Source organism: Streptomyces sp. NPDC017993 (genome assembly GCF_044328065.1).
GTDB lineage: Bacteria > Actinomycetota > Actinomycetes > Streptomycetales > Streptomycetaceae > Streptomyces.
In genome coordinates this window covers 1-24,965 of the sequence record NZ_JBIRGO010000044.1, presented here as the reverse complement: position 1 = coordinate 24,965, position 24,965 = coordinate 1, and the positions used below count along the sequence as shown (strand labels likewise).

Annotated in this window: 19 protein-coding genes; 11 read left to right on the top strand and 8 right to left on the bottom strand. The window is 70.8% G+C overall.

Features of this window, described 5'->3' with window-relative positions; all coding sequences use genetic code 11:
- Positions 1-464: 464 nt before the first annotated feature.
- Genes ACH4FH_RS38170 through ACH4FH_RS38150 form a run of 5 tightly spaced genes read right to left on the bottom strand, consistent with a single transcriptional unit; the run spans position 465 to position 6,211 of the window.
- Positions 465-1,775, bottom strand: coding sequence for a DUF58 domain-containing protein (locus ACH4FH_RS38170; RefSeq protein ID WP_398560580.1), 1,311 nt, complete (start codon positions 1,773-1,775; stop codon positions 465-467).
- Positions 1,776-1,782: 7 nt separating this feature from the next.
- The gene (locus ACH4FH_RS38165; RefSeq protein WP_398560579.1) at positions 1,783-2,748 is read right to left on the bottom strand and encodes an AAA family ATPase; all 966 of its coding nucleotides are present in this window, start codon (positions 2,746-2,748) and stop codon (positions 1,783-1,785) included.
- On the bottom strand, positions 2,729-3,961 hold the full coding sequence (locus ACH4FH_RS38160) for a DUF4350 domain-containing protein (RefSeq protein ID WP_398560578.1): 1,233 nt from the start codon (positions 3,959-3,961) through the stop codon (positions 2,729-2,731). Before ACH4FH_RS38160 ends, ACH4FH_RS38165 begins: the two co-directional genes overlap by 20 nt.
- Positions 3,958-4,650: a DUF4129 domain-containing protein gene (locus ACH4FH_RS38155; protein WP_398560577.1), complete on the bottom strand. Its 693-nt coding sequence runs from the start codon at positions 4,648-4,650 to the stop codon at positions 3,958-3,960. The genes ACH4FH_RS38160 and ACH4FH_RS38155 overlap by 4 nt, the downstream gene beginning before the upstream one ends.
- Before the next feature lie 4 nt (positions 4,651-4,654).
- Positions 4,655-6,211 carry a hypothetical protein gene (locus tag ACH4FH_RS38150; RefSeq protein ID WP_398560576.1) on the bottom strand — a complete coding sequence of 519 codons (1,557 nt, stop codon included), beginning with the start codon at positions 6,209-6,211 and terminating at the stop codon, positions 4,655-4,657.
- Positions 6,212-6,363: 152 nt separating this feature from the next.
- On the opposite strand from ACH4FH_RS38150, the gene mtnA reads away from it, so the two are divergent.
- From mtnA to ACH4FH_RS38115, 7 genes are all read left to right on the top strand, one after another.
- A complete protein-coding gene (mtnA, locus tag ACH4FH_RS38145) occupies positions 6,364-7,536 on the top strand; it encodes an S-methyl-5-thioribose-1-phosphate isomerase (protein WP_398560575.1) in 1,173 nt (390 codons plus the stop codon).
- Entirely contained in the window at positions 7,533-8,210 is a 678-nt protein-coding gene (gene mtrA, locus ACH4FH_RS38140; RefSeq protein WP_398560574.1) for a two-component system response regulator MtrA, read from the top strand. Before mtnA ends, mtrA begins: the two co-directional genes overlap by 4 nt.
- 1 nt (position 8,211) lies before the next feature.
- Positions 8,212-10,311, top strand: a complete 2,100-nt coding sequence (mtrB, locus tag ACH4FH_RS38135) for an MtrAB system histidine kinase MtrB (protein ID WP_398560573.1) — start codon at positions 8,212-8,214, stop codon at positions 10,309-10,311.
- Between the two features lie 109 nt (positions 10,312-10,420).
- The gene (locus ACH4FH_RS38130) at positions 10,421-12,256 is read left to right on the top strand and encodes an LpqB family beta-propeller domain-containing protein (protein WP_398560581.1); all 1,836 of its coding nucleotides are present in this window, start codon (positions 10,421-10,423) and stop codon (positions 12,254-12,256) included.
- Between the two features lie 509 nt (positions 12,257-12,765).
- Complete coding sequence (locus tag ACH4FH_RS38125) at positions 12,766-13,494, top strand: ComF family protein (RefSeq protein WP_398560572.1); 729 nt, start codon at positions 12,766-12,768, stop codon at positions 13,492-13,494.
- 320 nt (positions 13,495-13,814) lie between these two features.
- Complete coding sequence (gene hpf, locus ACH4FH_RS38120; RefSeq protein ID WP_398560571.1) at positions 13,815-14,507, top strand: ribosome hibernation-promoting factor, HPF/YfiA family; 693 nt, start codon at positions 13,815-13,817, stop codon at positions 14,505-14,507.
- 232 nt (positions 14,508-14,739) lie between these two features.
- Positions 14,740-15,495: a response regulator gene (locus ACH4FH_RS38115; protein ID WP_398560570.1), complete on the top strand. Its 756-nt coding sequence runs from the start codon at positions 14,740-14,742 to the stop codon at positions 15,493-15,495.
- A 128-nt stretch (positions 15,496-15,623) separates the two neighbouring features.
- Here ACH4FH_RS38115 and ACH4FH_RS38110 read toward each other — a convergent pair whose 3' ends face one another.
- The gene (locus ACH4FH_RS38110) at positions 15,624-16,817 is read right to left on the bottom strand and encodes a winged helix-turn-helix domain-containing protein (protein ID WP_398560569.1); all 1,194 of its coding nucleotides are present in this window, start codon (positions 16,815-16,817) and stop codon (positions 15,624-15,626) included.
- Positions 16,818-16,906: 89 nt separating this feature from the next.
- On the bottom strand, positions 16,907-17,530 hold the full coding sequence (locus ACH4FH_RS38105) for a GNAT family N-acetyltransferase (protein WP_398560568.1): 624 nt from the start codon (positions 17,528-17,530) through the stop codon (positions 16,907-16,909).
- A gap of 240 nt (positions 17,531-17,770) precedes the next feature.
- Between ACH4FH_RS38105 and secA the strand changes: the two genes are divergently transcribed.
- Complete coding sequence (gene secA, locus ACH4FH_RS38100) at positions 17,771-20,602, top strand: preprotein translocase subunit SecA (RefSeq protein WP_398560567.1); 2,832 nt, start codon at positions 17,771-17,773, stop codon at positions 20,600-20,602.
- Between the two features lie 414 nt (positions 20,603-21,016).
- Here the strand turns inward: secA and ACH4FH_RS38095 are convergent, their stop codons facing one another.
- A complete protein-coding gene (locus tag ACH4FH_RS38095) occupies positions 21,017-22,159 on the bottom strand; it encodes an Rv3235 family protein (RefSeq protein WP_398560566.1) in 1,143 nt (380 codons plus the stop codon).
- A gap of 631 nt (positions 22,160-22,790) precedes the next feature.
- On the opposite strand from ACH4FH_RS38095, the gene ACH4FH_RS38090 reads away from it, so the two are divergent.
- The 3 genes from ACH4FH_RS38090 to ACH4FH_RS38080 all read left to right on the top strand — a co-directional run.
- Positions 22,791-23,297 carry a DUF6912 family protein gene (locus ACH4FH_RS38090; RefSeq protein WP_398560565.1) on the top strand — a complete coding sequence of 169 codons (507 nt, stop codon included), beginning with the start codon at positions 22,791-22,793 and terminating at the stop codon, positions 23,295-23,297.
- Positions 23,298-23,470: 173 nt separating this feature from the next.
- A complete protein-coding gene (locus tag ACH4FH_RS38085) occupies positions 23,471-24,133 on the top strand; it encodes an HAD family hydrolase (protein WP_398560564.1) in 663 nt (220 codons plus the stop codon).
- A 408-nt stretch (positions 24,134-24,541) separates the two neighbouring features.
- Positions 24,542-24,965: hypothetical protein (locus tag ACH4FH_RS38080; protein ID WP_398560563.1), on the top strand; the 424-nt coding region annotated here is incomplete at its 3' end.

Genomic DNA, 24,965 nt, shown 5'->3' with positions numbered 1-24,965 from the left:
GGGAGAGTAGGACGCCGCCGAACAATTTTTGTGAAAAGCCCCGTGAGGAACTCAGGTTCCTCACGGGGCTTTTTCGCGTTTCCGGCACGGTGATAACGCTGATCGAGCTGGGCTCTCACTCGTCAGATGCTGTAGGAGCGGGCAGCGCGGCCCGCGTGCGGTACGTCGGCTCACCAGGCGAGGGCCTCACTCGGGCCGGCGTAGATGCGTAGAGACGACGAACGCAGCGTCGGAGTATGAGCCGGTCGTCAGCGATGTGACTGGCTCAGCGCTGCGCGGCTGGCATCGTCCCTGGGGCTCAGCTCCCTGTATGCAGGCAATTACGGCCGCATTTCTTACGACTGCAGGCCTGAGAGCAGCCCATGCCTGTCCAAGCCGGCTGTCGTCACCGCAGGAGTCGGTTCGCGGAACGGATGTGGCCCGTGCAAGGACTCTGGCCTTGCGTAGCGAGGCTGGGGGCGTGGTTAGAGGCGGCCTGCGGCCTTGAGCGCCAGGTAGGCGTCGGCCAGGTCGGGGGCCAGGTGGGACGGCGTGGAGTCGATGACCGTGATGCCGTGGTGACGGAGGCGGTCGGCGGTGCGGCGGCGGGCGGCGCGGGTCTGTTCTGCGGCTGCGGCTTCGTACACGGCCTGAGGAGTATGACGGCCGGCGGCCATTTCTTCGATACGAGGGTCAGCCACCGCTGCGACGATGAGCTCATTGCGTTTGGTCAAGCCCGGGAGGACGGGCAGCAGCGCTTCCTCTACGGGGGCCGTGTCCAAGCCGGTGAAGAGCACGATGAGGGAGCGGCGCGAGGTGCGGCGGCGGATCGTCGCGGCAAGGCCGCGGGCGTCCGCCTCGACGAGTTCGGGCTCCAGCGGCGCCAGGGCATTGGTCAGGGCCGGGAGGAGGTCACGTCCGGTGTGGCCTTGTACCGACGCTCGTACGCGGCGGTCGTAGGCGAGGAGATCAACGTGGTCGCCGGCGCGGGCGGCGAGGGCGCCGAGCAGCAGGGCCGCGTCCATGGAGGCATCGAGGCGGGGGACGTCACCGACTCGGCCGGCCGAGGTGCGCCCGGTCTCCAGGACCAGCAAGATGCGACGGTCGCGTTCCGGTCGCCAGGTGCGCACTGCGACGCTCTGGCGGCGGGCGGTGGCGCGCCAGTCGATGGAGCGGGTGTCGTCGCCGGGGGTGTAGTCACGCAAGCTGTCGAATTCGGTGCCCTCACCGCGGGTCAGGATGCTGGTGCGGCCGTCGAGTTCACGGAGCCGGGCGAGCTTCGCGGGGAGGTGCTTACGGCTGGTGAAGGGCGGCAGAACGCGCAGAGTCCACGGGACTTCGTGGCTTCCTTGCCGGGCTGCCAGGCCCAGGGGCCCGAACGAGCGGACGGTGACGCGGACGGCGTGGTGATCGCCGCGACGGGTCGGGCGCAGGACGGTCGTCAGGCGGCGGCGCTCGGAGCCGGGGATGTGCACGGTGTGGCGGGATGCGGCGATGTCCGAGCCGGGGGCGTAGGAGCTCGGGGGCCAGGCGTCGCGGAGCTGGGCGCGCAGAGTGCGACGGTCCGGATTGGTCACGGTCAGGTGAGTTTGGGCTTCGCCTGTTAGTCGAACGGTTGTGTCACCGGTTCGGGTGAAATGGAGCTTTCGTACTGGCGCGGCGAGTGTCAGGTCGCACAAGATTGCTATCAGCAGGCCGAGTTGGACGGTGAGGATGCCGAGCCAGCCGGGGAGTACGAAGCCGACGAAGAGGGCTCCGAGTGCGGAGAGGAGCGCGGTGCGTCCGGTGAGGGCCACGGCGTAGTCAGCGGGGGACGGGAAGGTGGGCGAGAACGGCGTTGATCACGGAGTCTGCGGTGACTCCTTCCATCTCCGCTTCGGGGCGGAGTTGCACGCGGTGGCGCAGCGTGGGGAGAGCCAGGGCTTTGACGTCATCGGGGGTGACGTAGTCGCGGCCGGTGAGCCAGGCCCAGGCTCGGGACGTGGAGAGAAGTGCGGTGGCGCCTCGGGGCGATACACCGAGGGAGAGCGAGGGGGATTCGCGGGTGGCACGACAGATATCGACGATGTAGCCGGTGACTTCGGGGGAGACGGCGGTCTTGGCGACTGCGGCTCGTGCGGCGTCGAGGTCGGCGGCGGAGGCGACCGGGCGTAGCCCTGCGGATATGAGGTCGCGAGGGCTGAAGCCGTCAGCGTGACGCGTGAGGATGTCGATCTCGTCCTGGCGGGCCGGCAGCGGGACCGTCAGTTTCAGCAGGAAGCGATCGAGTTGCGCCTCGGGCAGCGGATAGGTGCCCTCGTACTCGACGGGGTTCTGGGTGGCGGCGACGAGGAAGGGCTCGGGAAGCGGTCGGGGAGTGCCGTCGACGGTTACCTGGCGCTCCTCCATCGCTTCGAGAAGGGATGCCTGGGTCTTGGGAGGCGTCCGGTTGATCTCGTCGGCAAGAAGGAGGTTGGTGAAGACGGGGCCGGGCTGGAAGGAGAATTCGGCGCTGCGTGAGTCGTAGACCAGAGAACCGGTGACGTCGCTCGGCATCAGGTCGGGGGTGAACTGGACGCGTTTGGTGTCGAGTTCGAGGGTGGCTGACAGGGCGCGGACGAGCAGGGTCTTGGCGACGCCGGGGACGCCTTCGAGGAGGACATGCCCACGGCAGAGCAGCGCGACCACCAGACCGGTGACGGCGGGGTCCTGGCCGACGACGGCCTTGGCGATCTCGGTGCGCAGGGCCTCGAGGGAGGCTCGGGAGCTCTCAGCGGTCGGGGTGCTCACGGGGGGCGTGCCTCTCTTGGGAAACGATCGATATTTCGAGTGCGTCGAGTTGGTCGGCCAGATGCACAAGTGCCCTGTCGTCCTCGGGGGTGGGGCCGAAGAGCAGCGCGTGCGCGTCGGCCCCGGCACCGGGGGCGGTGGTCAGGCGGGCGTGCACGGCTGGAAGAAGGATGTCCGGGGTGTGGGCGTGTGTGGGGGGCACGCCGAGGAGGGGGGCGAGTCGGCTGCGGGTTGCGGAGCGCAGTACGGCTGAGGCCCGGTCGCGGGCGTTGGCCTGCTCGTAGAGGCGCGCATGGCCCTCGGTGGTCTCGGAGGCCGGGACGGTGACCGGGAGGCGTTCGGGCACCAACGGGCCGAGGCGGCGTGCGCGCCAGAACGCTGCGACGACGGCTGCCAAAGCGAGTTGGAGGAGGCCCCAGCTGCAGCCGGTGGGGACGAGGTCGAGGAAACCGCGCTCGTCGTCCGAGAGGGACGACGGGTCGCTCAGGGAGGGGAGGTACCAGACCAGATGCTTGTGCGCACCAAGGAGTTGGAGGGCCAGCGAGGCGTTGCCGTGCTCGGAGAGGTGCTGGTTGTAGAGGAAGTCGGGGGAGCCGAGGAGCACGGTGTCGCGGTCGGCGGTGGAAGTCGGCAGGCGCAGCAGGGTGGGCAGACCGCCGCTGAGGTAGCAGGCGTCGGTCGCGTCGTCGGGGGCCGTGTAGCGCAGGCCGCCCAGCAGGGCGGTGCCGGCACGGCGGGCGACGGGGGAGGAGCAGAGGGGGCCGCGCGGCGAGATACCGACCGGCGACCCTGCTCGTACCCCGGGAGCGAAGGTGTCGAGGGCCGCGGATCCAGGGGCGAGCAGGACGGTGCGGCCAGAGGCGTGGTGCCCGGTAGCGGTGTGCAGCTCGGTGAGTTGACGCTTGGTCAGGACGTCGGGCTGGGTGACGAGGACGGTGGTGTCAGGCCCGGCCGCGGCGACGGCCTCGTCGGAGGTGGTGACGACCTGGCTGGTGACGCCGTGGGCGGCGAGCAGTCGGGCCAGCGCCTGGCTCCCTGGGCGGTCAGGGGAGCGGGGGTCGAGTCGGCCGTGCTGTTGGCCGGACTGCAGGGCCGCGAGTATGACGCCGGTGATGACGAGCAGGAGGAGCGCGATCAGCAGACCGCGAGACCGGGCCCACAGGCGGCGGGTGGTCGGCGAGAGCGCGGTGGTGTGCGTGGTGGCCGTGGTCATCCGCGGCTCTTGGGGGCGCCATCGACCAGCTGGGGCTTGGCGTGCCGGAGGTCTGTGTCGAGGGCACTCAGGAGGGCGTACTCGTCTTTCGTACCGGGACGGCGGCCGTATGTGATCTCGCCGAAGGTGCGGGCGGCCGCCCGCAGTCGGTCGGCGTGCTCCGGAAGTGGGCGGCCGGCTTCGACGGCAGCCTCATCGGCGGTGCGGCCCGGACCGGGCGTGAGCAGGGCGCGTTCTTCCAGAGCGAGGACGATGGCGCGCATGCGTTCCTGGATCGCCGGGCTCCATTGGCCCTCGGCAGCATGGCTGTCGGCGGCCGTACGGTGTTCGGCGGCGGTGCGGGGAGTGTGCGAGAAGAGCGCTCCGGTGGTGGTCGGCGTGCGGCGCACCGCGCCGAGCCGCAGTCGGAGAGCCACCACCAGCAGCAGGATGAACGCGCCGATGGCGAGGAGCCCGATCCAGCCGCCCGGTGTGGCGCCGGAAGCCGCGTTGAAAAGATCGTCGACGCGCTCCCAGAACCAGTTCAGCGCGCGTTGGATCGGGTTGGGGTCGTGCTGGTGGTACCGAGGATCGGTCAGCTCGCGTTCCGCCGCTTCACGGGCCGGAACACGAGGAGTCCGCACGGGTATGTCGTCTCCGGAGCCCGCTAGGAGGCGTCCGACCGCGGTGCTGCTCCCCGCAGTGGTCACCGCATCAGCTTCCTGGTGCGGCGTCGGTGGAGCCCTGCGCGGGGTTCTCCCCGTCGTCGGCGGGTCGTTGGGGGGAATCGGCGTCGGCAGGGGTCTCGTCGGCAGGAGTGCGGGGAGCCGCGGGGGTGCCGGCAGTGGTCCCGTCTGCTGCTGTGGAGCTCTGGGGCGGAGTGTCCTCGGGCGAGGTTCCCCGGGTCGTTTCGGGAGCGTCAGCCGCGGGCCGGGTGGCCGTCGCGGGCGTGGTGCCCGGCGCGGCGGCGGGTTCCGTCCCGTAGGCGGGGAGGCCGGCGGCACGGGCCAGTTCGAGGTCGAGTGCCTCGCGGCGGATGCGCTGGTCCATGTACAGAAGCGCGGTGACGCCCGCGCTGATCGGGAAGGTGATGGTGGAGCTGATGACGGCACCGATGCCGAGCACGGTCAGGAACGTCCAACTGCTGCCTTCGGCCGTGCCGTTCGCCCAGTCCATGAGGCTTTCGCCGCCGATGAGGAAGGCGACGAGCGTGGCCGGGATCTGGACGATGAACTCGACGATGACGATCAGCAGGTAAGCAAGCAGCTGGACCCCCAGCACCCGCCACCAGGTGCCGCGCACGAGCTTGGCGGAACGGCGCATGGAGGCGATGACGCCCTGCTTCTCCAGCATCAGCGCCGGAGAGGCCAGGCTGTAGCGGACCCACAGCCAGATGCTCACCACAGAGGCGGCCAGGCCACCGACCACGGTGAGGAAGAGGCCCATGTCCACGGTGCCCGTCGTGGCGAGGACGAGGCCGGGGGCCAGGCCGACCACGAAGACAACCGTGACGAGGAGGGGCAGCAGAACGAGCAGGCCGAGAAGCCGCGGGAGTTGGGCACGGGCCTCGTGCCAAGCCGTCGAAGTGGTCACCGGGCGGCCCAGTACGGCACGGCTGACGACCATGGTCAGCAGTCCGGTGGCGATGATCGTGGCGAGCAGGCCGATCAGCGAGGTGATGCCCGTGCCGGCGAGCGAATTGCCCGCCTCGCGCAGGGTGTCGCGGAGCGGCGGGCCGGAGCGCTCGTCCAGGGTGGGAGCGCGGCCGGCGTCCTTGAACCACAGTCCGGTGACGATGGTGACGGCCGTCTGCGAGACGACCGCGACGACGAGGGAGATGCCGAGCACCGTGCGCCAGTGGGCGCGCATGGTGGAGACCGCGCCGTCGAGGATCTCGCCGATGCCGAGCGGGCGCAGCGGGATCACACCGGGCTGCGCGGCAGGAGGCGTCGGCGCCCAGCCGGTACCCCAGCCGGGTCCGCCGCCCCAGGAGGCCTGATTGCCGGGTCCGGGCCGTCCGCTGCCACCGGCCTGGCCTGCGCGGGATCGGCCGCCGGCGCTGCTCCGGCCGTCGGGTCCGCCGCTCTGGCCGGGGATGCCCGTCGGGGCCGACCACGTTCCGGGGGGCGGCTGCTGCTTGGACCAGTTCGGCGGGGGCGACTGCTCGGCGGAGTCGGGCCGGGTTTCCGGGGCGGACTGCTCCTCGGTACCGCGGTCCGGCTCGTCGGAGGGGGCGGATCCGGGCGAGGCCCAGCCCGGAGAGTTGTTCATCGTCGCTCCTTCTCGCTGCCCGTCGGCCGGGGCGGCCGGGGTCCAGGGTCCGCGGTGGCAGTCATCGTGTCATGGCGTGTGGCGCTGTGTACCCGTGCCCTGAGAGCTGGGGGACCTTCTGTTCGAGGGGCTGTCGGCGGCAGACTGAGCGGATGGCCGATCAGTACGAGGTATCCGAGGTGGGCGTCGAGGCGCTCACAGTCCCGTCGTTGCGTTGGGAGGAGCTGCCCGAGGGGCCCGTCGTGGTCCTTCTTGACCAGACTCGGCTGCCGGCGGAGGAGGTCGAGTTGGTCTGCACCGACGTGCCGGCGCTGGTGCAGGCGATGCGGACGCTTGCCGTGCGGGGGGCTCCGCTGCTGGGCATCGCGGGTGCGTACGGCGTCGCGTTGGCGGCGGCGCGGGGCTTCGATGTGGAGGACGCGGCCGAGACGCTGGCGCACGCCAGGCCCACCGCGGTCAACCTGGGGTACGGCGTGCGGCGGGCGGCCGGCGTCTATCGCGAGGCGGTGGCCGGCGGCGCGGGCACGGAGGCGGCCGCTGCGGCCGCGCTGGCCGAGGCGCACGCCGTACATGCGGAGGAAGTCGACTCCAGCAGGCGGATGGCGGAGCACGGTCTGGCGCTGCTGGGCGAGCTGCTGCCCGGTGGTGGCCACCGCATCCTCACGCACTGCAATACGGGGGCCCTCGTCTCCGGGGGCGAGGGGACCGCCCTGGCGGTGGCACTGGCGGCGCACAGGGCGGGCGAGCTGCGCCGGCTGTGGGTGGACGAGACGCGGCCGCTGTTGCAGGGGGCGCGGCTGACCGCCTACGAGGCGGCGCGGACGGGGATGGCGTACACCGTGCTGTCGGACGGGGCGGCGGGATCGCTGTTCGCGGCGGGCGAGGTGGACGCGGTGTTGATCGGTGCGGACCGGATCGCGGCGGACGGCTCGGTCGCGAACAAGATCGGGAGCTATCCGTTGGCGGTGCTGGCCCGGTATCACCACGTTCCGTTCGTGGTGGTGGCGCCGGTCAGCACGGTGGATCTGGAGACGCAGAACGGGGCGGACATCGAGGTGGAGCAGCGGCCTGGCCATGAGGTGACGGAATTCTCGTTGCCGCATGCGCAGGGTGCCGGGGCGGAGGCGGGAACGGGGATCCCGGTGGCTCCGCTGGGCGCGCAGGCCTACAACCCGGCCTTCGACGTCACTCCGCCGGAGCTGGTGACGGCGATCGTGACGGAGGCCGGAGTGGTGTCTCCGGTGACCCGCGAGGGCCTTGCGGAGATGTGTTCCACGTCACGATGGGGAACGTCACGATCAGGTAATGGGATGATGGCCAAATGAAGGGACGCGTCCTGGTCGTCGATGACGACACCGCACTGGCAGAGATGCTCGGCATCGTGCTGCGTGGCGAAGGCTTTGAACCGTCGTTTGTGTCGGACGGTGACAAAGCGCTGGCCGCCTTCCGGGAGACCAAGCCCGATCTTGTGCTGCTCGACCTGATGCTGCCCGGACGGGACGGCATCGAGGTGTGCCGGCTGATCAGGGCCGAGTCCGGGGTGCCGATCGTCATGCTGACCGCCAAGAGCGACACCGTGGATGTGGTCGTCGGGCTCGAATCGGGTGCGGACGACTACATCGTGAAGCCGTTCAAGCCCAAGGAGCTGGTGGCCCGTATCCGGGCCCGGCTGCGGCGTTCCGAGGAGCCGGCTCCCGAGCAGCTCGCCATCGGTGACCTCGTCATCGATGTGGCGGGTCACTCCGTGAAGCGGGACGGGCAGTCGATCGCGCTGACGCCGCTGGAGTTCGATCTGCTGGTGGCGCTGGCGCGTAAGCCGTGGCAGGTGTTCACGCGTGAGGTGCTGCTGGAGCAGGTCTGGGGCTATCGGCACGCCGCCGACACCCGTTTGGTCAATGTGCACGTGCAGCGGCTGCGTTCCAAGGTCGAGCGGGATCCGGAGCGGCCGGACATCGTGGTGACCGTGCGCGGGGTCGGCTACAAGGCCGGGCCCAGCTGAGATGAGTCGGGACGGTTTCGCCCCGGAGGGTAAGCGGGGGCGTACCGTCAATCCGGCGGGCAAAATGTCCTTTTCGGGTAGGTTGGTCGCCCGGCTGTTGCGGGGCGGTCAGCTCCTCCCGGACGGTGCGGTGAGCGGCCCCGTCCACCCATTGCTGCGGCTCTTCAGCCGTTGGGTGCGGCGTCCGCTGCTGTCCGCCCTGCGGCTGTGGCGGCGCAACATCCAGCTGCGGGTGGTCGCGACCACCCTGCTGATGTCGCTGGCAGTGGTGCTGCTCCTCGGTGTCGTGGTGGTCGGGCAGGTCCGAAACGGCCTGCTCACCGCCAAGGCCCAGGCTGCCCAGAGCCAGGCGGTGGGCGGCTTCGGTGTCGCCCAGAAACTGGCCGACGGAGGCGACGACACCGGGCCGGACGACGGCGCCCGCGCCGGCAGCGGCGGTACCCAGGACTCCGCGACCTGGCTGACGAGCCTGGTCGAACAGCTCGCCAGTGGCGGGCAGGGCGTCTTCTCGGTCGTCGCCCTCAGCTCCGACTCCGACGAACCGTTCGGTGACTCCAGCCCGGGCACCCGAGGGCCGCGCGCCTCAGGGGACGTCGATCCCGAGCGGAGTGTGCCCGCCGACCTGCGGCGGAAGCTGGAGACCAAGGCGGGGACGTTCCGCCAGTACACCGAGATCAAGCGCATCGGGTCCGATGACGGCGTGTCGGCGCTCATCATCGGCAAGCGGCTGAACGATGCAAACAGCAACCAGTACCAGCTCTACTACCTCTTCCCGTTCAGCCAGGAAGAGGAGTCGCTGAAGTTGGTGACCGGCACGCTCGCGACGGCCGGGGTGTTCGTCGTGATCTTGCTCGGCGCGATCGCCTGGCTGGTGGTGCGGCAGGTCGTCACGCCCGTACGGATGGCCGCGGGTATCTCCGAGCGGCTGGCCGCCGGCCTCCTCCAGGAACGGATGAAGGTCACCGGCGAGGACGACATCGCTCGGCTCGGCGAGTCCTTCAACAAGATGGCGCAGAACCTCCAGGTCAAGATCCAGCAGCTGGAAGAGCTGTCCCGGATGCAGCGCCGCTTCGTCTCCGACGTCTCGCACGAGCTGCGGACGCCGCTGACGACCGTACGGATGGCGGCCGACGTCATCCATGAGGTGCGCGACGAGTTCGACCCCGCCACCGCGCGCTCGGCCGAACTGCTGCGCGGACAGCTCGACCGCTTCGAGTCGCTGCTCGCGGAGCTGCTGGAGATCAGCAGGTTCGACGCCGGCGCGGCCGCGCTGGAGGCCGAGCCGACGGACCTGCGGGATGTCGTGCACCGCGTCATCGAGGGCGCCGAGCCACTGGCCGAGCGCAAGGGCACCCGGATCGTGGTGCGCGGCGGCGAGCAGCCGGTGATCGCCGAGGCCGACCCCCGGCGGGTCGAGCGCGTCCTGCGCAACCTCGTGGTCAATGCCGTCGAGCACGGCGAGGGCGAGGACGTCGTGGTGCGGCTGGCATCCGGGGGCGGCCGGAGCGGCGGCGCCGTGGCCATCGCGGTGCGCGACTACGGCGTCGGCCTGAAGCCGGGCGAGGCGACGCGGGTCTTCAACCGCTTCTGGCGCGCGGATCCGGCACGCGCCCGTACGACCGGCGGCACAGGCCTCGGCCTGTCCATCGCCGTCGAGGACGCCCGGCTGCACGGCGGCTGGCTGCAGGCGTGGGGTGAGCCCGGTGGTGGCTCGCAGTTCCGTCTGACGCTGCCCCGTACGGCCGGCGAGACGCTGCGAGGCTCCCCGATACCGCTGGAGCCGGAGGACTCCCGGCGCAACCGGGGACTGGACGAGGCGGGCCTGCCGCGGTCCGGGACCGGCGCCAAGCCCTCCACCATCCCCGCGCAGCCCGGCATCACCGAGCCGCGCCCCGCGGCCCGGCCGACGGCCGACCCGGCGGCGCTGCCCGGCAGCGGCACCCGTGTGGTGGCCCAGGGCGAGGACGTACGTGGCGTGGACGCGGCGCCGGGCCGGGACGCGGGCAGCGACGAGCCGTTCGCGCACGGTGCGAGTGCCGGCAGCGTGGAGCAGAAGGCCGGGCGGGGCGCGGATCGGGAAGGCGGGCTGCGTGAACACTGAGCACGGAGACGAGCAGTGGACGGAAGCGGACGGTCCGGCGCTCACCCGCTCAGGGGCCGGGGCCGGGGGCCGCGGCCTGCCCGGTCGCCGCACCCGTTACCAGCGCGGCATGGGCTCCCGGCCGTCGTCGCGTGCGGGGCGGAAGTTCGCACTGCTCGGCTGTGCGGCGGCGCTGCTGGCCGGTTGTGCGTCGATGCCGGACGACGGGGACGTCAAAGCGGTCGAGCAGTCGCCGCGCGCCGAGGGCGACTCACAGGTGCGGGTCTACGGTGTGCCTCCGCAGGACGGCGCGCAGCCGACCAATATCGTCCGCAGCTTCCTGGACGCGACGACCAGCGACGAGGCGGACTTCCGTACGGCCACGCAGTATCTGGCCAAGTCGGCCAAGCGGACCTGGCGGCCGTTCCAGGCGACGAACGTCCTCCAGGAGCGTCCCAAGGCCGAGCCGATGGCGCAGCCCAGCCGCGAGGACGGCAACGGCTACACGGTCACGCTCTCCGGCAGCCAGGTGGCGACGGTCGACGACAATCACGCCTACACCCCGGAGGAGAAGCCGTACCGCCAGACGATCCACCTCATCAAGGAGGGGGATCAGTGGCGTATCGACAGGCTGCCCAACGGGCTGGTGCTGGGGCAGTCCGACTTCCAGCGCATCTACCGCTCCGTCAACAAGTACTACTTCGCGTCCTACAACACCGAGTCGGGGCAGCCGAAGGCGGGCAGGAACGTGCTGGTCGCCGACCCCGTCTACCTGCGCCAGCGGATAGAGCCGATCAAGGCCAGTGTGGAGGCCCTGCTGTCGGGGCCCACGAACTGGCTCCACCAGGTGACGACCTCGGAGTTCCCCACGGGCACCCGGCTCTCCGCCCGTGATCTGTCCCTGGACGATTCCAACGCACTGCGGGTCAAGCTCAGCAAGCAGGCGGTCAACACCGACACCGCCCAGTGCAAGCGGATGGCCGCCCAACTGTTCTTCACCGTCCAGGACATGACACGGGCATCGAAGATCAGCGAGGTGGAGCTCCAGGACAACAGCGGCAACTCGCTGTGCGCGCTGACCCAGGAGCAGGCCGACCGTGACTTCGCCCCGTCCCGGCGGGCCGGGCACTCGGCGAGCGAGTACTTCATCGACGCCGACCACCGGGTCGTCGCCATGTCGGACACCGCGACGGAACCGACGCCGGTGCAAGGACCGTTCGGCACGGGCAAGACCCCGCTGCGCTCGGTGGCGATCTCGCGCGGCGAGGACACCGCGGCCGGGGTGTCGAGCGACGGCCGCTCGCTGTACGTGGCCGGCATGGAGGACGGCATCGAACGCGGCGGCTCCTTGCTGACCAGCGGCGCTTCGGCCAAGAACCCGCAGGCCGGCCTCACCGCGCCGAGCTGGGACGGTCTGGGCGACCTGTGGATCGCGGACCGTGACACGCACGGCTCCCGTCTGCTGCGGATGCGCGAGGGCAAGGGCGACCCGGAGGCGGTGGCGGTGCCCGGACTCGGCAAGCGGCAGATCAAGGCGATCCGCGTCGCCTCGGACGGCATCCGGATCGCGATGCTGGTGGAGGACAAGGGGCGTACGACGCTCCAGCTCGGCCGCGTCGAGCGCGGTGGGTCGGCGGATCACCCGGTGCTTTCGGTGCAGGAACTGCGGCCGATCGCACCGCAGTTGGAGGACGTGGTGGCCGCGTCCTGGGCCGGCGGCAGCCGGCTGGTGGTCGTCGGCCGGGAGTCCGGCGGTGTGCAGCAGATGCAGTTCATGGAGACCGACGGATCGGCGTCGAACGCGCAGACGCTGCCCGGCGTCAACGGCGTGAAGGCGGTGGCGGCCTCGGAGGACGAGAACAGGCCGCTGATCGCCGACGCCACCGAGGGAATCGTGCGGCTGCCTCCGGACGCGAACTGGAAGACCGTGGCGAAGGACGGCACGGCGCCGGTCTACCCCGGCTGAGGCGTCCCCGCCTGCCTTGTGCGGAGGATGCCCGGGCTACTGGGCGTACGGGCCGGGGCCCTGGGGCGGGCGCGGTGGGCTTGGTGCGCTGCGGTGCTTGGGCGCCGTGCTCCTGGGGCGCTGACGTGATCCCGGCGCGGGCCTGATGAGGTCCCGGCGCGGGCCGATGCCGGAGGGCGGTGTCGGGCGTGCTCGCGCGCCCAGTGCGGCGTCTGGCCTGGCACCGCGCGTCCCTGTACGGCGTGCGAGCTCTCCCTCAGCCCTTGCCCAGGTGCCGGCGCGCTGGCCCACTGATCTCCTGCCTGCCCGCGCTTTCCTTGGCGCCCTGGGCCTCCCCGGTTGCTTCGGTCTTCCCGGTCTTCCCGGCCCACTCGATGTTTCCGCTCTGATGGTTTTCTCCCCTGCCCGTCCGCGCTTCTGCATACCCGCATACCCCGCCTTCCCCGGTGCTCACAGCCCGGTTTTCCACAGGGGTGGTGGCCGGAGGCAGTCGGCGGGACAGTGGAGTTATGCGGGGGCTGTGGAGAGAACTTGCGGGGCTGGTGCTCCCGGTCGACTGCGCAGGGTGCGGTCGACCGCGTACGGAGTTGTGCGCGCAGTGCCGGCGGGCGCTGGCGCGTGGCGGGCGCGGCGCGCGGCGGGTGCGGCCGGAGCCGAAACCCGCCGGGCTGCCACGGGTGTGGGCCGGCGCGCCCTACGCCGACGAGGTGCGGGCCGTGCTGCTCGCGCACAAGGAGCGCGGTGCGCTGCGGCTGGCGGAGCCGTTGGGAGCGGCGCTGGCCGGGGCCGTACGCGGTGTCGGCACCGGTGGGAGAGCGAGACGGGGGCAGGGCGGCAGCGGGCCGCTGGTGCTGGTCCCGGTGCCCTCGGCGCGAAGATCCGTGGCCGGGCGCGGCCATGATCCGGTGCGCAGAATCGCGCTGGCCGCGGCAGCCGAATTGCGGCGGATGGGTGCCGGGGCGCGGGTGCTGGCGGTGCTGCGGCAGCGGCGCGCGGTGGCCGATCAGACGGGGCTGAGCGCTCGGCAGCGGCTGGCGAATGTCAGCGGAGCCCTGGTAGTGCCGGACCGGGCGGGGAGGCTGCTGGCGGGGCCTCCAGTGGTCCTGGTGGACGACCTGGTGACGACGGGCGCCACGCTCGCCGAGGCGGCACGGGCCCTCGGGATTGCCGGGGGCAGGGTGGCCGGAGCGGCGGTGGTGGCGGCGCCGCGCAGTGCTTTCGTCACCGACTGGAACTGAACAAAGGAGTTCGTCGTTGCTGGTATTGAGGACAAAAAGTCACCCGAACGGAGCCGGAGGCTCCGAGGGGGTGTCGACACCCGTCCAGGAGAGCTATGTTCGGTTGTGAGGACTGGCGGACGCTTTGCCTCAGATGTCGTGATGCATGCGATAAAGGGCATTTGCAGAGACCCTGAAGTCGTGGGAGTGGAGATCTCATCCTTGGGGGAGGAGGAGGTGAAGGTCGCCAAGTCCGAGGCTTCGGCACCCACCGAAGCCTGGTGCAAGAAGGAATCGCTCCGCCCAGTGAGCGGCGGGGTGATCCGGGAACGGAGTTCTGCGTGGACATCGTCGTCAAGGGCCGCAAGACCGAGGTGCCCGAGCGGTTCCGCAAGCACGTGGCCGAGAAGCTGAAGCTGGAGAAAGTCCAGAAGCTCGACGGCAAGGTGATCAGCCTGGACGTCGAGGTGTCCAAGGAGCTTAATCCGCGGCAGGCCGACCGTTCCGACCGAGTGGAGATCACTCTTCGCTCCCGTGGCCCGGTGGTCCGGGCCGAGGCGGCCGCAGCCGACCCGTACGCCGCGCTCGACCTGGCGACAGCCAAGTTGGAAGCGCGCCTGCGGAAGCAGCACGACAAGCGTTACTCCCGTCGCGGGAGTGGGCGCATCCCGGCCAGCGATGTCGCCGGCAGCGTCCCCGACGCCGCGATTTTGAACACCAACGGTGAACTGGCCGCCGACACGGCGACCGAGCAGAGGGTGCCGACCAAGAAGATCGGCTCGCTGGAGGTCCAGGGTGAAGGACCCCTGATCGTCCGCGAGAAGACGCACTCCGCAACCCCCATGACGCTCAACCAGGCCCTCTACGAGATGGAGTTGGTCGGCCACGACTTCTATCTCTTCGTCGACGCCGAGAACAAGCAACCGAGCGTCGTCTACCGGAGGCACGCCTACGACTACGGCGTCATCCACCTGAATCCCGACTCGTTCGGAGAGGAAGAGCCCGGCGGCGCGGGGGGCGCGCTCGGCGGCTGAAACCCACTCGTTCGGTGCCCCCGGCATGCGCCGGGGGCACCATCGTGCCTGCTGAAACCCGGAGTTGAAGCCGTATAGTGTTTGTGCCGGCCGGGGAGAATGTGAGCACGAAACGGCGCCACGCCGGGGAGGCGGTCGTATGGCATTGATCGGGCTGACCGCAGGGGGCTGTCCTCAACCAGCCTTATTCCAAGCTCAGGCCCTTCGGCCGAGTAGTTGACGGGGAGGAACGATGGGGGACAGCTTCGGGCCCGTGCGTGACCACGCGGACGACCACGGAAGTGATGCCGGGGATGGCGACGCGGAGGGCGCGGGCGCGCCCCGCAAGGAGCCGATCCGCGTCCTGGTGGTGGACGATCACGCGCTCTTCCGACGGGGCCTGGAGATCGTTCTCGCCCAGGAGGAGGACATCCAGGTCGTCGGCGAGGCCGGGGACGGCGCGGAGGCGGTCGACAAGGCCGCGGATCTGCTTCCCGACATCGTGCTGATGGATGTGCGGATGCCCAAGCGCGGCGGTATCGAGGCCTGCACCTCCATCAAGGAGGTCGCCCCGAGCGCGAAGATCATCATGCTGACGATCAGCGACGAAGAGGCCGATCTCTACGACGCGATCAAGGCCGGCGCCACCGGCTACCTCCTCAAGGAGATCTCCACCGACGAGGTGGCCACGGCGATCCGTGCGGTCGCGGACGGCCAGTCGCAGATCAGTCCGTCGATGGCCTCCAAACTCCTGACGGAGTTCAAGTCGATGATTCAGCGGACGGATGAGCGTCGGCTGGTGCCCGCGCCCCGGCTCACCGACCGGGAGCTGGAAGTCCTCAAGCTCGTCGCCACGGGCATGAACAACCGCGATATCGCCAAGGAACTCTTCATCTCCGAGAACACGGTGAAGAACCACGTCCGCAACATCCTGGAGAAGCTGCAACTGCACTCCCGGATGGAAGCGGTGGTGTATGCGATGCGGGAAAAGATTCTCGAAATCCGGTAACGCGGGCGCCCGATGGGGCGGTCCGCGGTGGGCTCTTGGCGCGGTGATACGCCCGGGGACAGTGGCGCCCGGCCCTCGAGTTTCGGTGGCCCCGAGGGTGGAGGGCGCCGTTCGGGCGAGTGTTCCGGTCAGTCGCCGATGTGGGTGATTTCCGCGCGGAGGGCGGCAGCGAGTACGGGGTCGTCGCAGCGTTCCAGGCGGACGGAGTCGCAGCCGACCCAGGAAGCCGCTTCGTGGAGTGCCCGGGCCATGGCAGGCACGGCCTTGATGCCGTCCAGCGAGACCTGGCGGGCGACGAGTGTGGAGCCCTCGCGGGCCGGGTCGACCCTGCCGACCAACTGACCGCCGGACAGCAGCGGCATCGCGAAATAACCGTGTATCCGCTTGGGGCGTGGGACGTATGCCTCCAGGCGGTGGGTGAAGCCGAAGATCCGCTCCGTACGCGGCCGGTCCCAGATGAGGGAGTCGAAGGGCGAGAGCAGCGTCGTGCGGTGGCGGCCACGGGGTGGCGTCGCCAGCGCGGCCGGGTCGGCCCAGGCGGGCTTTCCCCAGCCCTCGACCTCCACCGGGACCAGTCCCGAGTCGGCGACGGCGGCATCGACCTGTTCCGTCCGCAAGCGGTGGTAGTCGGCGAGGTCCGCGCGGGTGGCCACGCCCATCGCGACGCCCGCCTGGGCGACCAGACGGCGCAGGCACTCGGCGTCGTCGAGGTCGTCCTTCAGCAGCTGCTCCGGTACGGCGCGCTCGGCGAGGTCGTACACCCGCTTCCAGCCACGGCGCTCGGTGCAGACCACCTCGCCGAGCATCAGGGCGCGCTCCACGGCGATCTTCGCTTCGCTCCAGTCCCACCAGGGGCCGCCGTTCTTCGCGCCGCCCAGTTCCGTGGCCGTCAGGGGGCCCTCGGCGGTGAGCTGGGCGAGCACCGCGTCGTACGCGGCCCGCGGCAGGTCGTGGTGCCACTTCCGGCGGGCGCGGTACGCGCGGCGGCGGAAGGCGAAGTGCGGCCATTCCTCGATCGGCAGGATGCAGGCGGCGTGCGACCAGTATTCGAAGCTGTGGGTGTCGGTCCAGTAGGCGGCCTCGACGGCGGAGCGGCCGGTCGCGCCGAGTCGGGCGTACGGCACCAGCTCATGGGAGCGGGCCAGCACGGAGATCGTGTCCAGCTGCACCGCGCCCAGATGCCGCAGCACGCCGCGCACACCCGCCCGGCGGTCCGGGGCGCCCAACAGGCCCTGCGCGCGCAAGGCGATGCGGCGGGCGTCGTCACGCGACAGTGAGGTCTCGGGCTGCTGGTGCGGTGTGCGCTGCGTCACGGCGGTCATGCGGAAAGCGTAGGGGTGGGCACTGACAACGGCCGGGGAATCGGGGGCGTGCTCGCCGCCGTGCCCGGCTCAGCCGCTGCGCGGCCGCTTCACCCGGGGTACGGCAGGTAGGGCGTCGCGTCCGGGGAGGAGATGCGGGCGGTACCGGCCTGGCCGCCCTCCGTGGGCAGGTCGCTCGGGAGCAGGGAGCCGATCCAGACGTCTCGCCGAGTGCCCTCGGCCACCAGTTTGGCGCGCAGGGTGCCCTCCATCCGGAAGCCGACCTTGCGGGCCACCGCCCGGGAGCCCTCGTTGCCCGCCTCGGCCAGCCATTCCATCCGCTCCACCCCGAGGTCGGCGAAGGCCCAGCGCACCACCGCGGTGGCCGCCTCGACGGTGTACCCCTTGCCGCGCTGCTCCTTGGCGGTCCAGTAGCCGAGCTCAGCCTGCCGCTCGGGGGTGTGCAGCTGGGCGAGGCGTACCAGGCCCATCGAACCGACCAGCGATCCGTCGTCCTTGGAGAGCACCGCGAACGGATAGGCGATGTCGTCGCGCCAGCCTTCCGGTGCGACCGTGCCGACCCACTGTTCCGCATCCTGGAGGGTGTACGGCGAGGGGACGCTCGTCCACCGCGGAATGTCCGGTTCCTGGCAGGCGGCGTGTACCGCGGCCACGTCGGAAGGCTCGAAAGGGCGCAGAATGAGGCGCTCGGTGGTGAGGGTGACATGCTCCATGAAGAAAGTCTGCTCCGGTGTCCGAGGGGCCGCGAACGGTTTTCGCGGTGATTCCCGGCACCTTCTCGTGGGCTCGCGCGTTCACCGGGGGAGGGGATACCGGCCTTCGCGGTGGCGGACCTCCCGGCCGAGGAGTGTCCTCCCTTACGATGGCCGTTGCGGCGGGGCCTGCCCCCTTGGAAAAATGCCGCGCCCGCGCACTCGACCGTGCAGGCCCGACCGGCAAGGAGACCAGCCCAAGTGTCCGTCTTCAACAAGCTCATGCGTGCAGGCGAAGGAAAGATCCTGCGCAAACTGCACCGCATCGCGGGCCAGGTCAACTCCATCGAAGAGGACTTCGCAGCCCTCTCCGACGCCGAGCTGCGGGCGCTCACCGATGAATACAAGGAGCGGTACGCGGACGGCGAGTCCCTGGACGACCTGCTGCCCGAGGCGTTCGCCACGGTCCGTGAGGCCTCCCGGCGGGTGCTCGGCCAGCGTCCCTACGACGTCCAGCTGATGGGTGGCGCGGCCCTTCACCTGGGATACGTCGCCGAGATGAAGACCGGTGAGGGCAAGACCCTCGTCGGTACCCTCCCGACGTATCTCAACGCACTGTCCGGCAAGGGCGTACACCTGATCACGGTGAACGACTACCTGGCCGAGCGGGACTCCGAGATGATGGGCCGGATCCACAAGTTCCTGGGCCTGTCGGTCGGTTGCATTCTCGCTGATATGACGCCCGCCCAGCGCCGCGAGCAGTACAACTGCGACATCACCTACGGCACGAACAACGAATTCGGCTTCGACTATCTGCGCGACAACATGGCCTGGTCGCAGGACGAACTCGTCCAGCGGGGCCACAACTTCGCCGTGGTCGACGAGGTCGACTCGATTCTCGTCGACGAGGCCCGTACGCCGTTGATCATCTCCGGTCCGGCGGACTCGGCCACCAAGTGGTACGGCGATTTCGCCAAGTTGGTGCGCCGCCTGAAGCGGGGCGAGGCCGCCAACCCGCAGCGCGGCATCGAGGAGACCGGCGACTACGACGTCGACGAGAAGAAGCGCACCGTCGGCATCCACGAGTCCGGTGTCAGCAAGGTCGAGGACTGGCTGGGCATCGACAACCTCTACGAGTCGGTGAACACCCCGCTCGTCGGTTACCTCAACAACGCGATCAAGGCCAAGGAGCTGTTCAAGAACGACAAGGACTACGTCGTCATCGACGGCGAAGTCATGATCGTCGACGAGCACACCGGCCGTATCCTCGCCGGCCGCCGCTACAACGAGGGCATGCACCAGGCGATCGAGGCGAAGGAAGGGGTGGAGATCAAGGACGAGAACCAGACCCTCGCCACGATCACCCTGCAGAACTTCTTCCGTCTCTACGACAAGCTCTCCGGCATGACCGGTACGGCCATGACCGAGGCCGCCGAGTTCCACCAGATCTACAAGCTGGGCGTCGTCCCGATCCCGACGAACCGCCCGATGGTCCGCGTGGACCAGGCCGACCTGATCTACCGCACCGAGCCCGCGAAGTTCGACGCGGTGGTCGAGGACATCGTCGAGAAGCACCAGAAGGGCCAGCCGATCCTGGTCGGCACCACCTCGGTCGAGAAGTCCGAGTACCTCTCGCAGCAGCTCAACAAGCGCGGCGTGGCCCATGAGGTGCTCAACGCCAAGCAGCACGACCGTGAGGCGCCGATCATCGCCCAGGCCGGCCGCAAGGGCGCCGTGACGGTCGCCACGAACATGGCCGGCCGCGGTACGGACATCAAGCTCGGCGGCAACCCCGACGACCTCGCCGAGGCGGAGCTGCGCCAGCGCGGCCTGGACCCGGTCGAGCACGTCGAGGAGTGGGCGGCCGCGCTGCCCGCCGCCCTGGAGCGCGCCGAGGCCGCGGTCAAGGCGGAGTTCGAGGAGGTCAAGGACCTCGGCGGGCTCTACGTCCTGGGTACCGAGCGGCATGAGTCGCGCCGTATCGACAACCAGCTGCGCGGTCGTTCCGGCCGTCAGGGCGACCCCGGCGAGTCGCGGTTCTACCTCTCCCTTGGCGACGACCTGATGCGGCTGTTCAAGGCCCAGATGGTCGAGCGGGTCATGGCCATGGCCAACGTTCCCGACGACGTCCCGATCGAGAACAAGATGGTGACGCGGGCGATCGCGTCCGCCCAGTCGCAGGTCGAGCAGCAGAACTTCGAGACGCGTAAGAACGTCCTGAAGTACGACGAGGTGCTCAACCGCCAGCGTGAGGTCATCTACGGCGAGCGGCGCCGCGTCCTCGAGGGCGAGGACCTGCAGGACCAGATCAAGCACTTCATGGACGACACCATCGACGCCTACATCCAGGCGGAGACGGTCGAGGGCTTCGCCGAGGAGTGGGACCTGGACCGGCTGTGGGGCGCGTTCAAGCAGCTCTACCCGGTCAAGGTGACCATCGAGGAGCTGGAGGACGAGGCCGGCGACCGCGCGGGCATCACCGCCGACTTCATCGCCGACGCCGCCAAGGACGACGTCCACGAGCAGTACGCCGCCCGTGAGGAGCAGCTCGGCTCGGACATCATGCGGGAGCTGGAGCGCCGCGTCGTGCTGTCGGTCCTGGACCGCAAGTGGCGTGAGCACCTCTACGAGATGGACTACCTCCAGGAGGGCATCGGCCTGCGGGCGATGGCCCAGAAGGACCCGCTGGTCGAGTACCAGCGCGAGGGCTACGACATGTTCACCGCGATGATGGAGGGCATCAAGGAGGAGTCCGTCGGCTACCTGTTCAACCTGGAGGTCCAGGTCGAGCAGCAGGTCGAGGAGGTCCCGGTGGAGGAAGCCGCGGCGAAGACCTCGCTGGGCAAGGAAGCGGTGGAGGCGGTGCCGGCAGGCGCGGGCCGCCCCGAGATCCACGCCAAGGGCCTGGAGGCGCCGCAGCGTCCGGACCGGCTGCACTTCTCCGCGCCCACGGTCGACGGCGAGGGCGGTGTCATCGAGGGCGACTTCGCGAGCGACGAGGACGACTCCCCGGCCCGCTCGGCGTCCGACGGCCTCACTCGCGCGGAGCGCCGCAAGGCCCAGAAGAGCGGCGGCCGTCGCCGCAAGAAGTGAGCCGGTGCGCTGTGCGCGGCGCGCGGTGAAGAGTGATGAGCAGTGAGCGTGAGAAGTGAGGTGGCCCGGGCACGGTGTGTCCGGGCCACCTGACGGACAGGGCGCCCCGGCCGGTGATCGGTCGGGGCGCTTTGGCGTCCGGGGGACGCGGCGGATGGGGGCGGACTCGGGCGGCCTGGGGGTGGGCTGCCCAACGGGGGCCTTGGGACTGGTTGGTTCGGCCGTGTGCTGCTGCGGTGGTGTTTGCAGGGGCTGTGGGCTGTGGGCTGTGGGCCGTGGGCCGTGGGTCGTGGGTCGTGGGCCGCGGGCCGCGGGCCGGGTGGTCGGGCGTCTGCCTGGGGCAGAGGTGCCGTACCCGTGCCCTTGCCGACGGCCCATGGTCCCTGGTCGACCTGGGGGCGGGCGGGCGCCGGCTCAGATCGTCGTGCGCGCCAAGGGGCTCCAGGGCTGCGGGCCGAGGTCGAGGGCGGCGCAGCGCCAGCGTGCGTCGGCGCCGAGCTCCAGTCGGAAGGCGAGGGCCCGCAGGCGTTCACCGGCGGCGATCCGCGCGAACGCCTCGATGACGCCGCGGCGGGGCCGGCACAGGCCGCAGTCGCGGAGTGTGGGCGCGGGGGCGCGTCGGCCGGGGCCGAGGACGGGCCGCAGCGGCGCTTGGGGGGCCAGCTCGGCCAGCCGGTCGTACGCGGCCGGTAATGCGTGTCCCAGGAGGGAGTGAACCGGGCGCTGTCCGCTGAGGGTGAGCAGCAGTTGGTGGGCGAACCAGTGGTGCGGCCGGTGCTCATGGGCTCGGCGTTGTGCGCCGAGGGACGGCAGAGGGGCGCCGGTGGGGCCTAGGGGGCCGGACGCGGGGCGACGGCTCGCGGCGGCTGCACGGGACGTCGACCGACCGAGGGGCGGGGTGACGGGGGCAGGACGGCTCGGGGGCGCCCCACCCGCAGGTGGGCTGAGGAGGGGGCTGGGCTGCCCCGGAGCGGGGCAGCGGGGCGCCGGGGGCGCCAGGGGCGGGCGGTTTGCGGCAGGCCGTTCTCCGGGCGGGGTGACGGGGTGCCCGGTGGTGGCTGGGGTCGGAGCGGGGCGGCCGGGCGCCGGGGTTCCTGGGGTGGGACGGTGCGGGGCGGGCCGGTCTTCGGGAGCGGTGCCCGGGAGTGGGCGGCCCGGCGTCGAGCGGGTGGTGGGCGAGGGGGAGCCGGGGCGTGTGCGCGTGTGGCCGGCGCCGGGCTGCCGGCCGGGGCCTGAGCCAGCCGTCGGACGACGGGTCGCGGCGGCTCGGCGTGGGCCGGGACCGGAGGTGGAGGTTGAGGTGGGAGAGCTCGTGTCGTTGGGGTTGCTGGGGTTGTCGGGGGCAGTGGGGTTAGTGGCGGATTCGGCTTGAGGGTGCTCGTCCGGGGCGTGGATGCTCCGGGGACTGTCTGTGCTGTCTGTGCTGTCTTGGCTGGGGGCGGTGGCGGGAGACGGCTGGCTGCCCGGTGTCGGTCCGTTGCCCGCCTCTGTGCCTGCGCCCGCCCCTGCGCCCGCCCCTGTGCCCGTGCCGGCGCCCGCGCCCGTCGTGGCGGTCATGCTTCCGCCCGTCGTGGTGCGGGTGCGGGTGTGGGCGCCGGCGCCGGTGTCGGCGCTTGTTCCCGGCCCCGAGCCCGACCCCGGCCCCGAGCCCGACCCCGGGGCCGTAGGCCGTGCCGTCCGGGGCTCGGGGGACTTTCGGGGGTGGGGGACGGCCTGGGGCGCTGCGTCGTCGTTGGGGGCATCGTCGGGGGCGTTGCGGGGGTGAGGTGCGGCTGCGGGCGGGGCGGTTTCCGGGTGGGACGTGGGTCCTGTGGCGCCGGAGGCGCCGGTCGGTGTGGTGGCTGGTGCCGGGGCGGTGCGCTCCGCGGTGGCGGGTGCCGGTGTGGTCGTGCTGGTCATGGTGATCCCCCGTGGTGCCGGGCCCGGTTGATTACCGGGCGGTAGCTTCGGTGGGAGATCTCTATCGGCGGGGCCGGGACGCCGGCAAGGCGAGGCGGGGTGCGAGCGCGGTGGTCGCAGAGTTCACCCTTCCGTGGCGCGGCCTTGGGATCACGCCGCGAAACGGGCTCGGTGTCGGCTCCGGGGGTGGGCGCCTCCGGGGTCGCCGGGGCGCCACGATGGGGGACTCACGCCCGTATGCTGGCGGGGCATTCTCCAGAGTCGAGCGAATTGAGCGAGAGCGACTGCCATGCGCGTCTATGTTCCCCTGACCCTTCCCGGTCTCGCAGAGGCGCACAGGAGCGGCGAGCTGGGTCCCGGCTCCCTGGACGCGTATGCCGTCACGCCGGCGCTGCGTGAGTGGTACGTCTCGGACGACATCGAGGAGCTGGAGTACGCGGCCTTGAACCGGGCCGCCCAGGCCTCGCTCCGCCGCCTCGCCGGAAACCCGCAGATCGCACGGCGACGGGTCGTGGTGGCGCTGGACGTGCCGGACGGCGCGGCGGTGGCGGACCCCGATCGGGGCCTCGACCAGTCGTCGCTCGGTGAGGTGCGGCTGGCCGGGCCGGTGCCGCTGGCGAAGGCCGCTGCCGTCCACGTGGACGCCGAGGAGGCGGAGGCGGATGTCGCGGCGGCCGCAGCGGCGCTGGGTGCGGCGGACCAGGGCGACGACGATGCGCAGTTCACGGTGGACGGCGCGGAGGATCACGACCTGATGTGGTTCGGCGTGCAGGAAATCCCTCACCTGATCGGTTGAGAGCCCCGGGATTCGGCCATTCCCGGGCGCCTGACCCCGCCCCGGACCCGTCGCAATGCCCGGCCCATGGCCCCAGGCCGTGACCCCGCGAGGCCCGGGTGGCCCGGTCGGGTTCTGGGCGTTGTCAGTGGGGGCAGGTATTTTTTCTGCATGGGGACGTCTTTGGGGGCCGTATGAGGAAGCACGCGACGCATATCGTCTGGGACTGGAACGGCACGCTGTTCCATGACATCGACGCCGTCATCGGGGCGACCAACTCGGCCTTCGCGGAAGTAGGCCTTGAGCCGATCACGCTGGAGCGGTACCGCGAGCTGTACTGCGTGCCCGTGCCGCGGTTCTACGAGCGGCTGATGGGCCGGATGCCGACGGACGCCGAGTGGCTGGTGATGGACGAGGCGTTCCACCGGCACTACTCCGAGCACCGCGTGGGGTGCGGGCTGGCCGAGGGCGTGGACCGTCTGCTGGAGGGGTGGCGTACGGCCGGTCGCAGCCAGTCGATTCTCAGCATGCACGGCCACGACGACCTGATACCGCTGGTGCGGGGCCTGGGCATCGAGCCGTTCTTCCTGCGGGTGGACGGCCGGACCGGGCCTTCGGGAGGCAGCAAGAGCGCGCACATGGTGCGGCATCTCGCGGCGCTGGAGAGTGTGGATCCGGGGCGGACGGTCGTGATCGGTGATGCGGTGGACGACGCGGTGGCGGCGCGGGACGCCGGTGCGTACGCCGTGCTGTACACCGGCGGGTCGCACAGCCGTCGCAGTCTGGAGACCGCGGGGGTGCCCGTGGTCGACACCCTCGCCGAGGCCGTCGACGTGGCGCGCGGTACGACCTTCTAGCCGCTGCGGCAGCCGGGGACGCGGCCCGGAAGCGGCCGACGCACAGATGACCCCGTCGTCGCGTTGTCCAGAGGGGCCAAGTTCGGCCAGGAGTTTTGTACACCCCCGGCCCATGACGGCACCCGGGCCGAGGGCGATAGCCTTGCAGCGTGATCAGCGCGATAACCCGCGGGGGCATCGAGGCCCCTGCCGTGCGCCCGGGACACCACGGTGGCCGGGCGATCGCTGGTCCTTGCGGCACGGAGCACATGTCGACTTTGTCAAAAATAGTCGATTACGGCACGGCCTTCTCTCATCGCGGCATAGCGTCGACAGCGACCGGACACCCCGCGTCGCGGCGGCGTAGTGCAGCTTCCACGGAGTTCTTCCACGACGTCACGCAACGGCGCGCGACAGGAGCCAGAGGACATGCAGACCAAGCTGGACGAAGCCAAGACCGAGCTGCTCGCCAAGGCGGCCCGGGTCGTTGAAAGCAGCCCGAACGGGGGATCGTCCCCGGGACGGGGTCTCGCCCCGGAGACCCTGACGGGTTACCTCCAGCGCTACTACCTGCACACCGCCCCTGAGGACCTCACCGACCGCGATCCGGTCGACATCTACGGTGCCGCGCTCTCCCACTACCGCCTCGCGGAGAACCGCCCGCAGGGCACCGCCAACGTCCGGGTGCACACCCCGACCGTCGAGGAGAACGGCTGGACCTGCAGCCACTCCGTCGTCGAGGTCGTCACCGACGACATGCCCTTCCTGGTCGACTCGGTCACCAACGAGCTCTCCCGGCAGGGCCGCGGCATCCACCTGGTGATCCACCCGCAGGTGATCGTCCGCCGCGATG